The 16,358-nt window shown below is 69.7% G+C and carries 16 protein-coding genes; 12 read left to right on the top strand and 4 right to left on the bottom strand.

Annotated elements, in window-relative coordinates; genetic code table 11:
* Positions 1 to 195 precede the first annotated feature (195 nt).
* Positions 196 to 2,274, top strand: a complete 2,079-nt coding sequence (locus SGCZBJ_RS08900; protein ID WP_240621458.1) for a RelA/SpoT family protein — start codon at positions 196 to 198, stop codon at positions 2,272 to 2,274.
* Between the two features lie 115 nt (positions 2,275 to 2,389).
* Here the strand turns inward: SGCZBJ_RS08900 and SGCZBJ_RS08905 are convergent, their stop codons facing one another.
* Both SGCZBJ_RS08905 and SGCZBJ_RS08910 read right to left on the bottom strand, forming a co-directional pair.
* A complete protein-coding gene (locus SGCZBJ_RS08905) occupies positions 2,390 to 2,845 on the bottom strand; it encodes a carboxymuconolactone decarboxylase family protein (RefSeq protein WP_101717644.1) in 456 nt (151 codons plus the stop codon).
* 78 nt (positions 2,846 to 2,923) lie between these two features.
* The gene (locus tag SGCZBJ_RS08910; protein WP_101717645.1) at positions 2,924 to 3,334 is read right to left on the bottom strand and encodes an NUDIX domain-containing protein; all 411 of its coding nucleotides are present in this window, start codon (positions 3,332 to 3,334) and stop codon (positions 2,924 to 2,926) included.
* A gap of 67 nt (positions 3,335 to 3,401) precedes the next feature.
* On the opposite strand from SGCZBJ_RS08910, the gene pyrE reads away from it, so the two are divergent.
* Genes pyrE through acpS form a run of 3 tightly spaced genes read left to right on the top strand, consistent with a single transcriptional unit; the run spans position 3,402 to position 5,145 of the window.
* Positions 3,402 to 3,986 (top strand): orotate phosphoribosyltransferase, encoded by a 585-nt coding sequence (gene pyrE / locus SGCZBJ_RS08915; protein ID WP_101717646.1) that lies wholly within the window; start codon positions 3,402 to 3,404, stop codon positions 3,984 to 3,986.
* A gap of 5 nt (positions 3,987 to 3,991) precedes the next feature.
* A complete protein-coding gene (locus SGCZBJ_RS08920) occupies positions 3,992 to 4,744 on the top strand; it encodes a pyridoxine 5'-phosphate synthase (protein WP_101717647.1) in 753 nt (250 codons plus the stop codon).
* A complete protein-coding gene (acpS, locus tag SGCZBJ_RS08925) occupies positions 4,744 to 5,145 on the top strand; it encodes a holo-ACP synthase (protein ID WP_101717648.1) in 402 nt (133 codons plus the stop codon). The genes SGCZBJ_RS08920 and acpS overlap by 1 nt, the downstream gene beginning before the upstream one ends.
* Here acpS and SGCZBJ_RS08930 read toward each other — a convergent pair.
* Positions 5,142 to 6,455, bottom strand: a complete 1,314-nt coding sequence (locus SGCZBJ_RS08930) for a S41 family peptidase (protein WP_101717649.1) — start codon at positions 6,453 to 6,455, stop codon at positions 5,142 to 5,144. The two genes, acpS and SGCZBJ_RS08930, sit on opposite strands and share 4 nt — an antisense overlap.
* Positions 6,456 to 6,665: 210 nt before the next feature.
* Here SGCZBJ_RS08930 and lepB point away from each other — a divergent pair, with 210 nt between their 5' ends.
* The 5 genes from lepB (at position 6,666) to recO (ending at position 10,930) form a co-directional block, all read left to right on the top strand.
* Entirely contained in the window at positions 6,666 to 7,523 is an 858-nt protein-coding gene (gene lepB / locus SGCZBJ_RS08935) for a signal peptidase I (RefSeq protein ID WP_101717650.1), read from the top strand.
* A 3-nt stretch (positions 7,524 to 7,526) separates the two neighbouring features.
* On the top strand, positions 7,527 to 8,234 hold the full coding sequence (rnc, locus tag SGCZBJ_RS08940; RefSeq protein ID WP_101717651.1) for a ribonuclease III: 708 nt from the start codon (positions 7,527 to 7,529) through the stop codon (positions 8,232 to 8,234).
* A 150-nt stretch (positions 8,235 to 8,384) separates the two neighbouring features.
* Complete coding sequence (era, locus tag SGCZBJ_RS08945; protein ID WP_101717652.1) at positions 8,385 to 9,335, top strand: GTPase Era; 951 nt, start codon at positions 8,385 to 8,387, stop codon at positions 9,333 to 9,335.
* Positions 9,328 to 10,182 carry an arylamine N-acetyltransferase family protein gene (locus SGCZBJ_RS08950; protein WP_101717653.1) on the top strand — a complete coding sequence of 285 codons (855 nt, stop codon included), beginning with the start codon at positions 9,328 to 9,330 and terminating at the stop codon, positions 10,180 to 10,182. The genes era and SGCZBJ_RS08950 overlap by 8 nt, the downstream gene beginning before the upstream one ends.
* Positions 10,183 to 10,195: 13 nt before the next feature.
* Positions 10,196 to 10,930 (top strand): DNA repair protein RecO, encoded by a 735-nt coding sequence (gene recO / locus SGCZBJ_RS08955; protein WP_101717654.1) that lies wholly within the window; start codon positions 10,196 to 10,198, stop codon positions 10,928 to 10,930.
* Positions 10,931 to 10,966: 36 nt separating this feature from the next.
* On the opposite strand, the gene SGCZBJ_RS08960 is transcribed toward recO, so the two are convergent.
* A complete protein-coding gene (locus SGCZBJ_RS08960) occupies positions 10,967 to 13,801 on the bottom strand; it encodes a TonB-dependent receptor (protein WP_133149216.1) in 2,835 nt (944 codons plus the stop codon).
* 120 nt (positions 13,802 to 13,921) lie between these two features.
* Between SGCZBJ_RS08960 and SGCZBJ_RS08965 the strand changes: the two genes are divergently transcribed.
* From SGCZBJ_RS08965 to SGCZBJ_RS08975, 3 genes are all read left to right on the top strand, one after another.
* Positions 13,922 to 14,587, top strand: a complete 666-nt coding sequence (locus tag SGCZBJ_RS08965) for a response regulator transcription factor (RefSeq protein ID WP_058350497.1) — start codon at positions 13,922 to 13,924, stop codon at positions 14,585 to 14,587.
* A gap of 5 nt (positions 14,588 to 14,592) precedes the next feature.
* Entirely contained in the window at positions 14,593 to 16,005 is a 1,413-nt protein-coding gene (locus SGCZBJ_RS08970; RefSeq protein ID WP_205685348.1) for an ATP-binding protein, read from the top strand.
* An 88-nt stretch (positions 16,006 to 16,093) separates the two neighbouring features.
* The gene (locus SGCZBJ_RS08975; RefSeq protein ID WP_133149217.1) at positions 16,094 to 16,306 is read left to right on the top strand and encodes a hypothetical protein; all 213 of its coding nucleotides are present in this window, start codon (positions 16,094 to 16,096) and stop codon (positions 16,304 to 16,306) included.
* Positions 16,307 to 16,358 lie beyond the last annotated feature (52 nt).

Below are 16,358 nucleotides of genomic sequence, written 5' to 3' on the forward strand. Positions count from 1 at the left end.
CGCGCGCCCGAAGCTGTCTCGTCAGAGGCGGAGTCGGGCGCGTCTTCGTCTGAGCCCGCCGCCGCTCCGGCGCCCGAGGCTCCGCCGGCCCCCAAGCCGCGCAAGTTCCTTCGCCAATACGAGCTGATCGAGCGGGTCCACGCCTACGACCCGACGGCCGACGAGGCCCTGCTCAACCGCGCCTACGTCTTCGCCATGCGCATGCACGGCAGCCAGACGCGCGCCAGCGGCGACCCCTATTACGCCCACCCGATCGAGGTGGCGGGCATCCTCACCGAGTATCGGCTCGACACCGCGACCATCGTCACGGCGCTGCTGCATGACGTGATCGAGGACACGCCGGTCACCAAGGAAGAGATCGGCAAGCTGTTCGGCGAGGAGATCGCCGAACTGGTCGAGGGCGTCACCAAGCTCTCGAAGCTGGAGCTCCAGGCCGAGCACACCCGCCAGGCCGAGAACCTGCGCAAGTTCATCCTGGCCATCTCCAAGGACGTGCGCGTCCTGCTGGTCAAGCTCGCCGACCGTCTGCACAACATGCGGACGCTGCACTTTATCAAGAACCAGGCCAAGCGCGAGCGCATCGCCCGCGAGACGCGCGACATCTACGCGCCGCTGGCCCGCAACATCGGCTGTCACCGGATCTGCACCGAGCTGGAGGAGCTGTCCTTCCAGCACACCAACCCGGTCGCCCGTGACGCCATCGTCCGCCGGCTGGAAAAGCTGCGTGAAGAGCAGGGCGGGGCGGTTCAGCTGGTCAGCCAGGAAATCCTGGCCCGCCTGGAGTCGGCCAACCTGCCGGCCCGCGTCTTCGGCCGTGAAAAGGCTCCCTATTCGATCTGGCGCAAGCTGCAGCGCAAGTCGATCGGCTTCTCGCAGATGTCCGACATCTACGCCTTCCGCGTGATCGTCGACAGCGAGGAAGACTGCTACCGCGCCCTGGGCGTCGTGCACCGGGCCTGGTCCAGCGTGCCCGATCGCTTCAAGGACTTCATCTCGACGCCCAAGCGCAACAACTACCGCTCGCTGCACACCACCGTGGTGGGGCCGCGCGGCATGCGCATCGAGATGCAGATCCGCACCGAGTCGATGGACCGGGTGAACGAAGAGGGCGTGGCCGCCCACTTCCGCTACAAGGACGCCTCGTACGGGCTCGACCTGGAAGGCATGGAAGCGGCCGGCGGCCGCGACCCGCTGGCCAACCTGCGCCAGCTGGTGCAGGTGCTCGAGCATGGCGGCGACAGCGAGGAGCTGGTCGAGCACGCCAAGCTCGAGATGTTCCTCGACCAGGTGTTCGTGTTCACCCCGAAGGGCAAGCTGGTGAGTTTGCCCCGAGGCGCCATGCCGCTGGACTTCGCCTACGCCGTCCACACCAGCGTCGGCGACACCTGCATCGGCGTGAAGATCAACGGCGAGCTGAAGCCCCTGCGCACCATCCTGACCAACGGCGACGTGGTCGAGGTGATCCGCGGCTCAAAGCCCGTGGTGCCGCCGGACTGGCGCTCGCTGACGGTGACCGGCCGGGCCCGCTCGGCCATTCGTCGCCATATCCGCCAGACCGAGAAGGAAGAGTTCCTGCGCCTGGGCCGGGTTTCGGTGGAACAGACCTTCGAGCGCGCCGGCAAGAACCTCAAGGACGTGTCGCTGCGCCCGATCCTCGAACGCTTCGCGCTGGAGAGCGAGGAGGCCCTGTTCGACGCCGTCGGCCGCGGCCGGGTCACGCCCAGCCAGGTGCTGGAGACCGCGTTCCCCGGCATGGTCGACGCCGATCGCGAGGCCGCCACCGCCCGTCGCAAGATCGAAGGCGGCAAGGGCGCGCGGCTCTATGTGCGCGGCGGCGGCCTGACCCCCGGCGTCTCGCTGCACTTCGCCCACTGCTGTAGCCCGGTGCCTGGCGACCGCATCGTCGGCATCCTGCGGGAAGATGGAGAGGGGCTGGACGTCCACACCATCGACTGCCCCAAGCTGGCCGAATACGAGGACCGCGAGGACCTCTGGCGCGATCTCAACTGGACGCCCGAGGCCGAGCGCGACACCGTCTCGCTGGCCCGCCTGCACGCCACCATCGGCAATGCGCCGGGCGTGCTGGGCCAGGTCTGCACGATCATCGGCGAGGCGGGCGGCAACATCGTCAACCTGCGCATGCACCACCGGCAGAGCGACTTCTTCGACACCGACATCGATGTCGAGGTGCGCGACGCCAAGCACCTGACCAACATCTCGGCGGCGCTGCGCACCTGTCCGTCGGTCGAGACGGTGGACCGGACGCGGGGCTGAAGCCCAGTGTGGTCCTCGTCCTTCGACAAGCTCAGGATGAGGACCATTTCAGGCGCCGCGGGCCCAGGAAAAGCCTCACCCTGAGCTCGTCGAAGGGCGAGGTTTTCGCCCTGGGCTAGGCCGCGGCCTTCACCGGCTGCTCGATCCAGAGCCCGAAGCCCACGGCCAGGCGGTTCCAGCCGTTGATGACGTTGATCATCAGGGTCAGCTTGACCTGCTCTTCTTCACTGAACCGAGCCGCGAGGTCGCCGTGGGCGGCCTCCTGCGTGTGGCCTTCCGACAGGCGGGTCAGCGCCTCGGTCCAGGCCAGGGCGGCGCGTTCGCGCGGGGTGTAGCAGGGCGCTTCGCGCCAGGCCGACAGCAGGTAGATGCGCTGCTCGGTCTCGCCCTGTGCGCGGGCCTCCACCGTATGCATGTTGATGCAGTTGGCGCAGGCGTTGATCTGCGAGGCGCGGATCTTGACCAGTTCGATCAGGCTGGGCTCCAGGCTGGCGGCGATGACGGTCGAGGCGGTGAACCACGACTTCATCACGGCGGGAGCGGCGGCGAAGGGATCGAGCTTGGCGGTCATGGCGGGTCTCCTTTGAGAGGGTTGCGCCGCCATGACGAGGCGAGGGCCGCGCGCGTGACGCGGCCCGCCGAAAAAAATTCAGTCCGCGCCGCGCAGGGCCGTCACGGCGTCCTGCGTCGCCTGGGTCAGGGGCGAGGGCAGGGCGTCCAGCGCAAACCAGCCCCAGTCGGCGATGGCGTCCGGCTCCTGGATCGCCGGCTCGCCCACGCAGCCGTCGGCGCGATAGGTCACGGCCAGCCAGTGGCTGTCGGCCGTGATCATGTCGGTGACGGCCAGCACCGGACCGGCGACGATCTCGATGCCCAGTTCCTCGCGGATCTCGCGCTCGGCGCAGGTCCGGCCGGGTTCGCCCCAGTCGAGCTTGCCGCCCGGCTGACCCCAATGGCCGGCTTCCGGCTGGCGGCGGCGCTGGACCAGCAGGATGCGGCCCTGTCCGTCGATGATGGCCGCGCCGCAGCCGACACGAGGGCGGGGAGGGGAGTCGTTCATGGCCGCTGTCCTACGCCCCTTTGAGAGCGGTTTGTAGACTCGCCGCGCTGGTCTATATCCACGCCTCATGACCAACGACGACGTCCTCGAAGAATTCCGCGCCGCCGGCGCCCTGCGCGAAGGCCACTTCGTGCTCTCCAGCGGCCTGCACAGCCCGGTCTTCCTGCAGAAGAACCTGGTGTTCATGCGGCCCGAGCGCTGCGAGCGCCTGTGCAAGGCCCTGGCCGACAAGATCGTGGCCACGGTGGGCCATGTCGACGTCGCGGTTTCGCCCGCCGTCGGCGGCATCATCCCCGGCTACGAGACCGCCCGTCACCTGAACGTGCCGTCGATCTATGTCGAGCGCGAGGGCGGCGGCTTCAAGTTCCGTCGCGGCTTCCACATCGAGCCGGGCCAGAAGGTCGTGATGGTCGAGGACATCGTCACCACCGGCCTGTCGTCGCGCGAGTGCATCCAGGCGATCAAGGACGCCGGCGGCGACGTCGTGGCCGCGGCCTGCATCGTCGACCGCTCGGGCGGCAAGGCCGATGTCGGCGTGCCGCTGATCGCGCTGGCCAGCCTCGAAGTCCCGGCCTATCCGGCCGACGCCCTGCCGCCCGAACTGGCCGCGATCCCGATCGAGGATCCGGGCAGCCGCCGGCTGAAGGGCTGAGCCCCATGCTCCGGCTCGGCGTCAACATCGACCACGTGGCCACGATCCGCAACGCGCGCGGGTCGAGCTATCCCGAGCCGGTGCGCGCCGCCGAGCTGGCGCTCGCGGCCGGCGCCGACGGCATCACCGCGCACCTGCGCGAGGATCGCCGCCACATCAGCGACGCCGACATTGCCGTCCTCACCGACCTCTGTCTCAAGCGCGGCAAGCCGCTGAACTTCGAGATGGCGGTCACCGACGAGATGGTCGGCATCGCGATGAACGCCAAGCCGCACGCGGCCTGCCTGGTGCCCGAGCGGCGCGAGGAAGTGACCACCGAGGGCGGCCTCGACGTCGTGAAGGGCGCCAATCGCATCGCCGACGCCACGGGCCGCCTGCGCACCGTCGGCGCGCGGGTCTCGCTGTTCATCGAGCCGGACCACGCCCAGATCCAGGCCTCGGCCGATGTCGGGGCGCAGGTGGTGGAGCTGCACACCGGCGCCTATTGCGACGCCGCCCGCGCCGGCCAGACCGAGCGCGCCGCCGCCATCCTTGAGCGCCTGAAGTCGGGCGCGGCCTTCGCCGCCTCGCTGGGCCTGGAAGTCCACGCCGGCCACGGCATCGACTACGCGACGGTCAAGCCGATCGCCGCCATCCCGCAGATCGTCGAGCTGAACATCGGCCACTTCCTGATCGGCGAGGCGATCTTCGTCGGCCTGCCGCAAGCCATTCTTCGGATGCGGACCCTGATGGACGCGGCGAGGCTGGAGCAAGCCTGATGATCATCGGCATCGGTTCGGACCTCAGCGACATCCGCCGGATCGAGAAGACCCTCGAACGGTTCGGCGAGCGCTTCACCAACAAGGTCTTCACCGAGATCGAGCGCAAGCGGTCCGAGCGCAAGCCCGACCGCGCCTCCAGCTACGCAAAGCGCTTCGCCGCCAAGGAGGCCTGCTCCAAGGCCCTAGGCACGGGTCTCAAGCAGGGCGTGCACCTGGGCGACATGGGCGTGGTCAACCTGCCGTCGGGCAAGCCGACCATGGCCCTGACCGGCGGTGCGGCCGCCAAGCTGGCGCAGCTGATCCCCGAGGGCATGGTCCCGGTGATCCACCTGTCGCTGACCGACGACCACCCTTACGCCCAGGCCTTCGTGATCATCGAGGCCGTACCGGCGGCTTAGGCTCCTGGAGCGTCCCGCCGAAAGCGCGAGCCGCCGCCTTCGTACCCGGTCGCCTCGAAGGCGCTGACGGCGCCCTTGGCGTCGCGCTCGAACACCACCCGGCGTCCCGACTCGCCGGCCACGGTGAAGGTCTCGCCGCCCAGGGGCAGCAGCACGGTCAGCGGCCGGCGGCCGCGCTTCATGGCCAGGCGGCCGTCGACCTGCACGATCTCGACCGCGCCATAGGCGCCGACATAGTCGGCCAGCGGCTTGGTCGTCGGCGGCGCTTCTTCGGCGCGCAGGGCCTCCAGCGCCCAGCGGGCGTCCTGGGCGGCCGGGCCGGTCGCGGTCTTCAGCAGGTTTTCCAGCGCCAGGGCGCGAGCGGCGTCCAGCGCCTTGGCCGCGGGAACGGGCACGTCGGGCTGCACGCCGTCGCCCTCCCAGTTGGTTTTGGTGATTGGACTGACCGGAGAGCCGTTGGAGACGAAGATCGAGAAGCCGCCGGCCACCGGCACGGGACCGCCCGGATTGGCCGCGCCACCGCTGGCCTCGCCGACGATCACCGCGCGCTTGGCGTTCTTCAGCGTGTAGGCCAGGGCCTCTGCCGCCGAACCGGTGCGCCCGCTGATCAGCACGTAGAGCGGCGTCTCCAGGCGCGGGGCGGGGTGCCAGTCCTTGGGGGCCTCGCTCTCGGTCCCTTCGCGATACTTGAAGGTGTTGTAGATGTCGGCGCCCCTAGGCGTGAAGGCGCTGGCCAGATAGCCGACCATTGCGGGCGAGCCGCCGCCGTTGTCGCGCAGGTCGATGATCACTGCGTCCGTATTGGCCACGGTCTGCAACGCCGCCTCGATGGCCTTGCGGGCCGGCGCGTCGGGTTGGCCGAACTCGAAGTGGGCGAACATCCGCATGTCGATATAGCCGAGATTGCCGTTCAGGATCTCGACCCGGCGGATCCCGTAGTTGGCGCGCCTGATCGGGTCGACGCGCGGTGGGCCGGGCGCGGAGGCGGCCGAAGGACCGGGCGCTGGGCGCGGGGCGGGCGGCGGCTCGGCCGACCACGAGACGTTGAAGTGGTGGTCCAGCGGCCGCAGGCGCTCGCTCAGCGTGGTGGCCAGGTCGCGCGGGTCGGTGAGGCGGTCGTAGGTTCCCTTGGCGGCCTCGGCGCGCAGCTGCGCCGCGACGGCCGCGCCCTTGGCGGCGTCGTAGTAGTTGTCGGCGATGGCCTGGGCCACGCCCTCGACCACCGGGCGGGGCGCGACCTCGGCGGACTTGGCCTGCCAGGCCGCCATCAGGCCTACGGTGAGGATGAACAGCGGGGCGAGCGAGCGCATCGGCGGGTCCTGGGCGAAATCAGCGCCGGGAGAACATCATTCGCCAAACGCGGCGGCCAATGAATAATCTTTAAGGCGAGCTGGCGGCGCGGCGCCAAACGGGCACCACGAAGCGTCACTATCGCCGGCGGTGCTTGCCCGCGACGACAACCGCGTCTAGCAAGACCTGTCGGGCTCGCCCGACCCCCATTCGCAAAGAGCCCCGCGCGCATGACCGAAGCCGTCGAGACCACGCCCCCCGAAGAAGAAAAGGGCGGCGCCGTCAACGAATTCATCGAGATCATCAAGACCGTGGCCTACGCCCTGGGCATCGCCCTGGTGCTGCGGGTTCTGCTGTTCCAGCCGTTCACGATCCCGTCGGCCTCGATGGAGCCCAACCTCTATCAAGGCGACTACATCATCGTCTCGAAGTTCTCGTACGGCTATTCGAAGCACTCGATCCCGTTCAGCCCGCCGCTGTTCAAGGGCCGCATCCTGGGTTCGGCGCCCAAGCGCGGCGACATCATCGTCTTCAAGCTGCCGCGCGACGGCCACGTCGACTACATCAAGCGCCTGGTCGGCCTGCCGGGCGACAAGATCCAGGTCCGCGGCGGCGCGCTCTACATCAACGGCAAGGCGATCAAGCGCCAGGAGCAGGCCGACGTGCTGGTCGACAGCGGCTACGGCTTCACCCAGCCGATGAAGCGCATCCAGGAAACCACGCCCGAGGGCCGCACCTACCTGACCCAGGCCGACGCGGGCCCGGACACGCAGGGCGACAACACCGGCGTCTACGAGGTTCCGGAAGGCTGCTACTTCTTCATGGGCGACAACCGCGACAACTCGGCCGACAGCCGCTTCAACCCGGGCATCTCGCCGTTCAAGACGGACTCGGGGACCTGCAAGTGGAACTACGAGAACGACCAGTTCACCGGCGACGCCATCGGCGTGGGCTTCGTCCCGGCCGAGAACCTGGTCGGCAAGGCGCAGATCATCCTGCTGTCGTGGAACGCCGACGCGCACCTTTTCAAGCCGTGGACCTGGTTCATGGACGCGCGTCCGAGCCGCTTCTTCCGCGTGCTGAAGTAAGTCATGGCCGAGAAGGACAGACGGGGCGCCGCCGTCGGCGACCTGGAGCGCCGGATCGGTCATCGCTTCGAGGATCGCGAACTGCTCGAGCAGGCCCTGACCCACGCCAGCGTCGGCGACGGCGCCAAGGCCAAGGTCCGCGACAACGAGGTGCTGGAGTTCATCGGCGACCGGGTGCTGGGGCTCCTGGCCGCCGAGGCCCTGGCCGAGCGCTTCCCCAAGGCCAAGGAGGGCGAACTCGCCCCCCGCCTGAACGCCCTGGTCAGCCGCGAGACCTGCGCCCGCGTGGCCAAGGCCGCCGACCTGGGTCCGGCCCTGCGCCTGTCGGCCTCGTCGAGCAAGATCGGCGGTCGCGAGACGGAATCGATCCTGGCCGGCGCCTGCGAGGCCTTGATGGCCGCCCTCTACCAGGACGGCGGGCTGGAGCTGGCCCGCAAGGTGTTCCTCGACCTGTGGTCGGAGGAGTTCGACAGGGCCGCGCAGGGGCGTCCGCGCGACCCCAAGACCGCCCTGCAGGAGTGGGCCCAGAGCAAGGGGCGGCCTTTGCCATCCTATCGCGTGCTCGACCGCACCGGTCCCGACCACGCGCCGGAGTTCACCGTCGAGGTCAGCGTCAAGGACGTCGATCCGGCCATCGCCAAGGGCAAGTCCCGGCAGGAGGCCGAGAAGGCCGCCGCCAAGGCGCTGCTGGAGCGGGTGCAAGGCGATTGAGGAGACTTCTCCCTTCCCCCTTGATGGGGGAAGGGCGGGGATGGGGGTGATGCGGCGGTTCAGCCGGCAAGGCCCGACGCCACCCCCGCCCAACCCTTCCCCCATCAAGGGGGAGGGCTTTTGCAGTGCTCTGTGCTACACGCACGCCCAATGACTGAAAACACCTCCAACACCCGCGCCGGGTTCGCCGCCATCATCGGCGCGCCGAACGCCGGCAAGTCCACCCTGGTCAACCGCATGGTCGGGGCCAAGGTCTCGATCGTCACCCAGAAGGTGCAGACGACGCGCTTCCCCGTGCGCGGCGTCGCCCTGGCCGGGAACACCCAGATCGTTCTCGTCGACACCCCCGGGATCTTCAGCCCGCGCCGCCGCCTCGACCGCGCCATGGTGCGCTCGGCCTGGGCCGGCTCGGAAGAAGCCGAGGTCACCGTCCACCTCGTCGACGTGCAGGCCGAACTGGCCGACCGCGCCCGCAACGCCACCCCGGCCGAGCACCGCGCGGTGCAGGATGTCCAGACCATCATCGAGGCCCTCAAGGAGAGCGGCCGCAAGGTGATCCTGGCGCTCAACAAGATCGACGGCATCAAGCGCGACACCCTGCTGGCCGTGGCCAAGGACTTCTTCGACACCGGCGTCTACACCGACGTCTTCATGATCAGCGCCGAGACCGGCGCGGGCGTCGACGACCTGACCGCCAAGCTGGCCTCGATGATGCCGGAAAGCCCCTGGCTCTATCCGGAAGACCAGACGGCCGACCTGCCGGCCCGCCTGCTGGCCGCCGAGATCACCCGCGAGAAGATCTATCTGCGCGTCCACGAGGAGCTGCCCTACGCGGCCTCGGTCGAGACCACCGCGTTCGAGGAGCGCGCCGACGGCAGCGCCCGCATCGAGCAGACCATCTATGTCGAGCGCGAGGGCCAGCGCGCCATCGTGCTGGGCAAGGGCGGCCAGGTGCTGAAGTGGATCGGCCAGGCCTCGCGCGAGGAGCTTCAGGACATCCTGGATCGCAAGGTGCACCTCTTCCTGCACGTGAAGGTCAAGGAGAACTGGGCCGAGGAACGCGGCCTGTTCAGCGACATGGGCCTCGACTTCGATGTTTGACGCTCCGGCGGTCGCTTCCGTGGACCTCGACGCCTACTTCGCGCGGATCGGCTATGCCGGCCCGCGCGAGCCGACGCTTCAGACCCTGCGGGCGATCTGCCAGAAGCACCCCGACGCCATCCCGTTCGAGAACCTCGACGTGCTGCTGGGCCGGGGGATCAGCATCGTTCCCGCGGAGGTGGACGCCAAGCTGATCGCCGCCGGTCGCGGCGGTTACTGCTACGAGCAGAACAGCCTGCTCAAGCGGGTGCTGGCCGCGCTTGGCTTCCAGGTCGAGGGCCTGATGGCCCGGGTGCTGTGGATGGCGCCGGAAGGCGCCCCGCCGCGTCCGCGCTCGCACCAGGTGCTGGGCGTGACGATCGACGGCGAGACCTGGCTGGCCGACGCCGGCTTCGGCGGATGCGTGCTGACCGCGCCGCTGCGCCTGTTCGCCGACGGCGACCAGGCCAGCCCCAACGGCGCCTTCCGCATCGTCGACGCCGAATGCGACGGCGTGGTCGAGCGCCAGGTGCAGGCCGATCTGTCGGGCCGCTGGGCGCCGCTCTACCAGGTCGCCCGGGGCGCCTGGGCTCCGGTCGACTACGAACAGGCCAACTTCTTCACCTACACTCACCCCAGCTCGCATTTCACCTGGAGCATGACGGTGGGCCGCACGACGCCGACCGCTCGCTACGCGCTGAAGAACAATCGCCTGACCCACCGCGACGCCGCCGGCGCCCTGGTCGAGCAGCGCGACCTTCCGGTCGACGAGCTGGAAGCGATCCTGCGCGACGTCATCGGCCTGCCGGTCGAGGCCGACTGGCGTCCGGTGCTGGAGAAGGTCGTGGCCTGGGGAACGCCGTCGTAGTGGAGACGCCGCGATGACGGAGTGGGAGGACGACGCCTTCTTACTGTCGGCGCGGGCGCACGGCGAGACCGGCGCCATTGTCGAGCTGCTGACCCAGGACCGGGGCAAGTTCGTCGCCCACGTGGCCGGCGCGGCCTCGCGGCGGATGAAGCCATTTCTACAGGCGGGCGCGCGGGTCATCGCCCGCTATCGCGCCCGGGTCGTCGACCAGATGGGCTCGGCCCAGCTGGAGCCGATGGGCGAGGGGCCTTCATCGCTGTTCGACGACCGCCTGGCCCTGGCCGGCCTGCAATCGGCCGCCGCCGTCGCCGCCGGGGCCTTGCCCGAGCGTGAACCGCATCCCGGCGCGTTCCTGGCGCTGGAGACCCTGATCCGGGTGCTGGAGATTCCCGACATCTGGCCGGCGGTCTATGTGCGCTACGAGGCGGGGCTGTTGCAGGACCTGGGTTTCGGCCTGGACCTGTCCAAGTGCGCGGCCACCGGCGACGTCGACGATCTGGTCTATGTCAGCCCGCGCACGGGGCGGGCGGTCAGCCGCAAGGCCGGCGCGCCCTACCAGGACAAGCTCTTGCCATTGCCGCCGTTCCTGCTGTCGTCGCAGGGAGGGCTTTCCGAGGGCGACGTGAAGGCCGGCCTCGATATCACGGGCCACTTTCTCGAGCAGTTCGTGTTCGGCCCGCTGAACCGCCCGCTGCCGCCGGCCCGCATGTGGCTGCTGGACCGGCTGGGCGAGGCGGGGCGGCTTTAGAGGCCGCCCCGGTCAGGTTTAGAAGAACACCCAGTCCTAGAAGAACACCTTGCGCACGCTCAGGCGAACGCTGCGGCCCAGCGGATCCAGGTAGTCTTCCTGGTAGGTGATCGGCGTGCCGCCGGCGGCGTTGCGCACCTGCTGCTTCTCGTCGAACAGGTTGGTGACGCCGAAGGTCACCCGCGTGCCGCGCAGCACCGGATACTTGGCCACCAACTCGCGCCGGGCGCCCAGGTTGGCGAACAGGCGCAGGTTCACCGTCGTCAGGTCGGAGAACTTCAGCGTGCCCGTCGAGCTGCCGGTGGTTCCGCCGGTGACCTCGGTGCCTTCCTTCCAGTTGGCGGTCAGGCGCGCGCCCATCCCCTGCTTGGTGAAGCCGAGCTGGGCCTCGAGTTCGTTGCGGGGCGAGCCGCCGCTGTTGCCCAAGGCGTCGCCGTCCAGCAGGTCGAGCGGGTTTCCGCCGTCTGTGATGTAGATCCGGTCGCGCAGGCGCACGGTGTGGAACAGCGCCAGCTGCAGGCGCGCCGCGCCGAAGCCGGGGGGCGGGCCGCCGAAGCCGCCGCCGGGACCACGACCGCCGAAGCCGCCTCCCGGACCGCCGGGACCGCCAAAGCCGCCGCCGGGACCGCCCTGGTCGCCGCCCGGACGCGGGGCGTCGGAGGACGGCTGGGCGTTGTCGCCGCCGGCGCGCTGCTCGCCGCCGCGGTCGCCGCCCTGGCGCATGGCGCCTTGCAGCAGCTCCATGCCGGGAGGCTGGGCGCCCTCGGTGGCCTGGGCCTGACCTTGAGCCGTCTGGCCCTGGGCCGTCTGAGCTTGAGCCTGCTGGCCGCTGGCCTGGCCTTCCTGGCTGCGGCGACCTTCGCCCCGGCCTTCACCGCCCTGGCCCTGGCCCTGGCGTTCGCGCCAGCGCTGCATTTCCTCGGGCGTCGGGGTGGGGCGGGGCGGCGTCTTGCCGATCTGGCGGCTGTAGTTGAGGCCCCAGCGGATCTGGTCGCTTTCGCGCTTGGCGAAGTTCACCGGGCGGGCGTCGATGCGGACCAGGCGGCCATCCTCGTCACGCACGAAGCGGTCGGGGAAGGCTTCCTCGGTGGCGGCCGTGGCGCTGGGGAAGGACGAGATCGGATTGTCGGTGCGGGTGCGCATGTAGCTGGCGTTGATCGACAGCCCTTCGACGACCGGCGGCTTGAGGGTGAAGCCAAGCCTGACGACGTTCTTTTCCTCGGCCTTCAGGTCCGGGTTGCCGCCGGTCAGGCGCGAGATCAGCACGCTTTCGCCGCGGACGTAGTCGAACGTGGTCACGTCCAGGGTCGTGACCTGGGCCCCGCCCAGCTGCGACATGCTGGGCGCGGTCTCCTGGTTGTTCACCGAGACGATGAAGCTGATCGGCTTGAGCGGCGACCAGTTGAGCCCGTAGCCCACCGAGGTCAGCGTCCCGAAGTCCGACAGCTGGTTGGCCGACAGGTTGAGATTGGCCGACAGGTCGCCGACCTTGGCCATGAAGTTGTTCTTGCGGCTGGTGATCGGCACGTCGAAGCTGACCTGGCCGTTGGCCGTGCCGCGCGACAGGTCCGCGCTGCTTTCCGTGACGCCCTGGGCGCCGTTGCGGCGCGACCAGGAGTCGACCCAGGCGCCTTCGGCGCCCAGCTTGATGCTGGTGGAGATGTCGCCCGCCGGCAGGCGCGTCAGCGCGCCGTTCATCACCAGCTGGGTGTTGAGCGTGTCGCTGGTCGAGCTGGCGCGGTCCTTGAGGAAGCTGCCGGTGGGCAGGCCCGCGCGCGGATCGAAGGTGGGGTCCAGATCGTCGAGCCGGTCTTGCAGTTCGTCGAGACGGGGGGCGCGATCGGTGCTGGTGCGGCTTTCGTCGTGATCGTAGTTGCCGGTCAGGTTCCAGCGCCACGACTTCATCGAGCCGTCGAGGCTGAAGCCGCCATGGGCGTTCCAGGACCGGCTCCACTGCTCCATGGCGCCCAGGTCGGTCAGGTAGCGATAGACGCTCTCGTCACCGTCCGACAGCGAGAACGGGCTGGCGGCCGGCACGTCCAGCTGCGCCCGCGCCAGGCCCGACAGCGACTGGCTCTGGTCGTAGGACAGGCTGCCGTTGACCGTGGCCGAAATCCCGTTCTCGAGAATGCGGTTGTAGACGCCGTTGTACGACAGGCTGTCGGTGCGCGGGCGCAGCGTGCGGTACGGCGTCAGGTCGCCGACATAGTTGTCGCTGGCCCCGCGCGAGATGATGTCGCGGTCGCTTTCGAGCAGCTTGTCGCTGTGGGCGTACTTGAAGGCGGTGTTCAGGCGGCCCTGGCGGTTGAGGCGCAGGGTGCTGGAGTCGAACTGTTCGGTGGTCTGGCCGCCGTCGGTGGGCGAGGCGACGCTGATCTCGCCGGTGCGCGCGCGGAAGCGCTGGCGCAGCACGATGTTCACCACCTTCTGGTCGGCCGAGTAGCCGTACTTCAGCGCCACTTCCTCGGGCAGGATCTCGACCCGCTGGATGGCTTCGGTGGGGATGTCGCGGATCTCGCCCATGCCCGAGATGCGGCGGCCGTTCAGCAGGGTGACGGGCGCGCCGCCGCCGGCGCTGGCGGTCTGGGCCGACAGCTCCGACAGGAGCTCGGTCACCGAGCTGACGCCCAGCGAGCGCACGTCGGCGGCATTGAAGGTGGTTTCCGGCTGGATGTCGCCCAGCACCGCGCCGTACTGGCGCTGGCCGGTGACGACGATGCCCTCGACCTCGGTGTCGAGGTCGGCGTCGGACGGGACTTGCTGGGCGGGCTGGCGCGGGGCCTGGGCCGGCGCGGCTGTTTCCTGGGCATGCAGCATCGTCGGCGTGATGCAGCCCAGCAGACCCGCCAGGAGGGCCATCTTCCTCGTCATTCCAATCCCCAAATCTCGAACCGAATCCCTCGATTGCAGCCTCTGTAACGCACACAACCTCGACGTAGCCTGAACGAACTGGTTCAGGTTCGGTTTGGGTTCGTCGGCTAAGGATGGGGGATGCGCATCCTGTTGGTCGAAGACGACGCGCCGTTGGCCGAAAGCATCGCCCAGGCCCTGCGCGAAGAGCAGTTCGCGGTGGATATCGCCGCCGACGGCGAGACCGGCGCGCATCTGGGCGCCACCGAAACCTACGCCGCCGCCGTGCTGGACCTCGGCTTGCCCAAGCAGGACGGCCTGAGCGTGCTGCGCGGCTGGCGCGCCCAGAACCGGCCGCTGCCGGTGCTGATCCTCACCGCCCGCTATGGCTGGACCGAGAAGGTCGAGGGCTTCAAGGCCGGCGCCGACGACTATCTGACCAAGCCGTTTCGGGTAGAGGAGCTGGTGATGCGCCTGCGGGCGCTGGTGCGGCGTTCGGCCGGCCATCACGGCCCTCGCATCGTCTGCGGCCGCCTGACCTTCGACGCCCAGATGGGCGGCTTCGAGTTCGACGGCATGCCCCTGAAGCTGACCAGCTTCGAGTGGCGGGTGCTGTCGTGCCTGATCCTGCGCAAGGAGGTGGTGGTCGAGCGTATGGACATCCTGGAGCAGGCCTATGAGGGCGATGCGGGCGGGGATTCCAACTCGCTGGAGGTCATCGTCGGCCGGCTTCGGCGCAAGATCGGCCACGAGATGATCGAGACCGTGCGCGGCCGCGGCTATCGCCTGACGGCGGGTGCGGCGTGAAGGGCGTGCTGAACTCCATCCGGGCCCGGCTGCTGATCAGCGGCGTGCTGTTCACCATCGTGGCGGTGGTGCTGGCGGCCCTGACCATCCGTCCGTCCCTGGACCAGTTCGTGCGCCGCAATGTCGACGCCAGCCTGGAGTCACAGATCTCGGTGCTGGCGCGGGCGGTGAAGTCCGACGGCACGCTCGACCAGGATCGCATCCAGTCGGTGGGACCGTTCATCCGCCGCGGCGCGGGCTGGGCCTGGGTGGTGCGGGGACCGGCGGGCGTGCTGCGCTCGCAGACCGTGGCCTCGGTCGAGCCCCGGCAGGGCGAGGGGCCGCCGCCCTGGCCTCGTCCCGAGCGTGACCGCGACCGGGACCGCATGCCCCAGCGCGAGATGCGACCCGACAAGCCGCCGACCGCCCCGCTGAAGGAATCCCGCCGCTGGCGCTCGCGCAGCGGCTGGAACGAGAGCTTCTACTTCCGCACCCTGACCATCAGCACCAGCCGCGGGCCGGTGACGGTCACCGCCGGCGCGCCGCGCTACATCCGCGACCGCATGCGCGACGAGGGCCTGCGGCCGCTGCTGCTGTCGCTGGGCGTGCTGGGCGTCGGCTTGCTGGCGGCGATGATCGGCCAGCTGGAGCTGGGCCTAAGGCCGCTGCGCAAGCTGGGCGCCTCGCTGGCCGCCGTGCGCGGGGGCGAGCAGCGCCGGATCGACGACAAGCAGCCGCGCGAGCTGGAGCCGGTCGTCGCCGAGCTCAACGCGCTGCTGGATCATAACGAGCAGGCGCTGGCGAAGGCCCGCAGCCATGTCTCCAACCTGGCCCATGGCCTGAAGACCCCGCTGGCCACCCTGGCCGTGCGCCTGGCCGAGCCGGGACGCGATCCCGACGGCAGCCTGGCCAGCCTGATCGCCCAGATCGACGGGGCGATCGGCCATCACCTGGGCCGGGCCCGCGCCGCCTCGCCGGGCGCGCCGGGGCGTCCCGCGCTGCCCGTGCGATCGCGCCTGGACGACCTGGTGGCGGCCCTCTCGCGTATCCATGCCGCCGCCGGCGTGCGGGCCGAGCTGGACGTGGCCGACGACCTCTATGTGGCCTGCGACCCGCAGGACTTCGACGAGATGACCGGGAACCTGCTCGACAACGCCTGGAAGTTCGCCGAGCGCACGGTGCGGGTCACCGGCCGCCGCGAGGGCGCACGCGTGGTGCTCGACATCGACGACGATGGCCCCGGCCTGACCGACGAGGCCGCCGCCGCCGCCCTGGTGCCGGGCAGCCGCCTCGACGAGCGCGGGGCTGGACATGGCTTCGGCCTGCCGATCGCCCTGGAACTGGCCGAACTGCACGATGGCGCCCTGACCTTGGGCCGCGCCCCGATCGGCGGCCTGCGCGTGACCCTGGCCCTGCCGGCCCGCAGCGCCGAGGCCTAAGCAAGCACGGCCGTTCCCAATGCCGTGATCGGTCGGGCAGGCGACCAACGGCCGCGCTTGGCGTGGTATGGTCACGGTGAGGACCGTGATGAAAACCTACACCTTCGTCTGCTTGGCCGGAAACCAGGTCGCCACCGCAGTCGATATCCAGGACCTGGCCGAGGACGGCTACCGGCGCCACGCCTTGTCGCTGCTGCGTGATCACGCCAGCGCCGAGACGATCGAGGTGTGGCGTGACGAGGCCGTGATCGCCCTTGTCGAGCGGGCGGGGGCCTTTCTTGGGGCGCCCGCGGCCGGATAAGCCGCAAAAACCCCGTCGCCGCCTCGAATCGAGCGCCGCATATCTGCTAGGC

The organism is Caulobacter zeae, assembly GCF_002858925.1.
GTDB lineage: Bacteria > Pseudomonadota > Alphaproteobacteria > Caulobacterales > Caulobacteraceae > Caulobacter > Caulobacter zeae.

Coding starts and splice junctions, on each gene's coding strand:
- rnc (WP_101717651.1), top strand. CDS start 7,527: ATGGCCGAGAAGGACAGACGGGGCGCCGCCGTCGGCGACCTGGAGCGC.
- SGCZBJ_RS08930 (WP_101717649.1), bottom strand. CDS start 6,455: ATGCGCTCGCTCGCCCCGCTGTTCATCCTCACCGTAGGCCTGATGGCG.
- pyrE (WP_101717646.1), top strand. CDS start 3,402: ATGACCAACGACGACGTCCTCGAAGAATTCCGCGCCGCCGGCGCCCTG.
- acpS (WP_101717648.1), top strand. CDS start 4,744: ATGATCATCGGCATCGGTTCGGACCTCAGCGACATCCGCCGGATCGAG.
- SGCZBJ_RS08910 (WP_101717645.1), bottom strand. CDS start 3,334: ATGAACGACTCCCCTCCCCGCCCTCGTGTCGGCTGCGGCGCGGCCATC.
- era (WP_101717652.1), top strand. CDS start 8,385: ATGACTGAAAACACCTCCAACACCCGCGCCGGGTTCGCCGCCATCATC.
- SGCZBJ_RS08950 (WP_101717653.1), top strand. CDS start 9,328: ATGTTTGACGCTCCGGCGGTCGCTTCCGTGGACCTCGACGCCTACTTC.
- lepB (WP_101717650.1), top strand. CDS start 6,666: ATGACCGAAGCCGTCGAGACCACGCCCCCCGAAGAAGAAAAGGGCGGC.
- SGCZBJ_RS08960 (WP_133149216.1), bottom strand. CDS start 13,801: ATGACGAGGAAGATGGCCCTCCTGGCGGGTCTGCTGGGCTGCATCACG.
- recO (WP_101717654.1), top strand. CDS start 10,196: ATGACGGAGTGGGAGGACGACGCCTTCTTACTGTCGGCGCGGGCGCAC.
- SGCZBJ_RS08965 (WP_058350497.1), top strand. CDS start 13,922: ATGCGCATCCTGTTGGTCGAAGACGACGCGCCGTTGGCCGAAAGCATC.
- SGCZBJ_RS08975 (WP_133149217.1), top strand. CDS start 16,094: ATGAAAACCTACACCTTCGTCTGCTTGGCCGGAAACCAGGTCGCCACC.
- SGCZBJ_RS08920 (WP_101717647.1), top strand. CDS start 3,992: ATGCTCCGGCTCGGCGTCAACATCGACCACGTGGCCACGATCCGCAAC.
- SGCZBJ_RS08905 (WP_101717644.1), bottom strand. CDS start 2,845: ATGACCGCCAAGCTCGATCCCTTCGCCGCCGCTCCCGCCGTGATGAAG.
- SGCZBJ_RS08900 (WP_240621458.1), top strand. CDS start 196: ATGCGCATGCACGGCAGCCAGACGCGCGCCAGCGGCGACCCCTATTAC.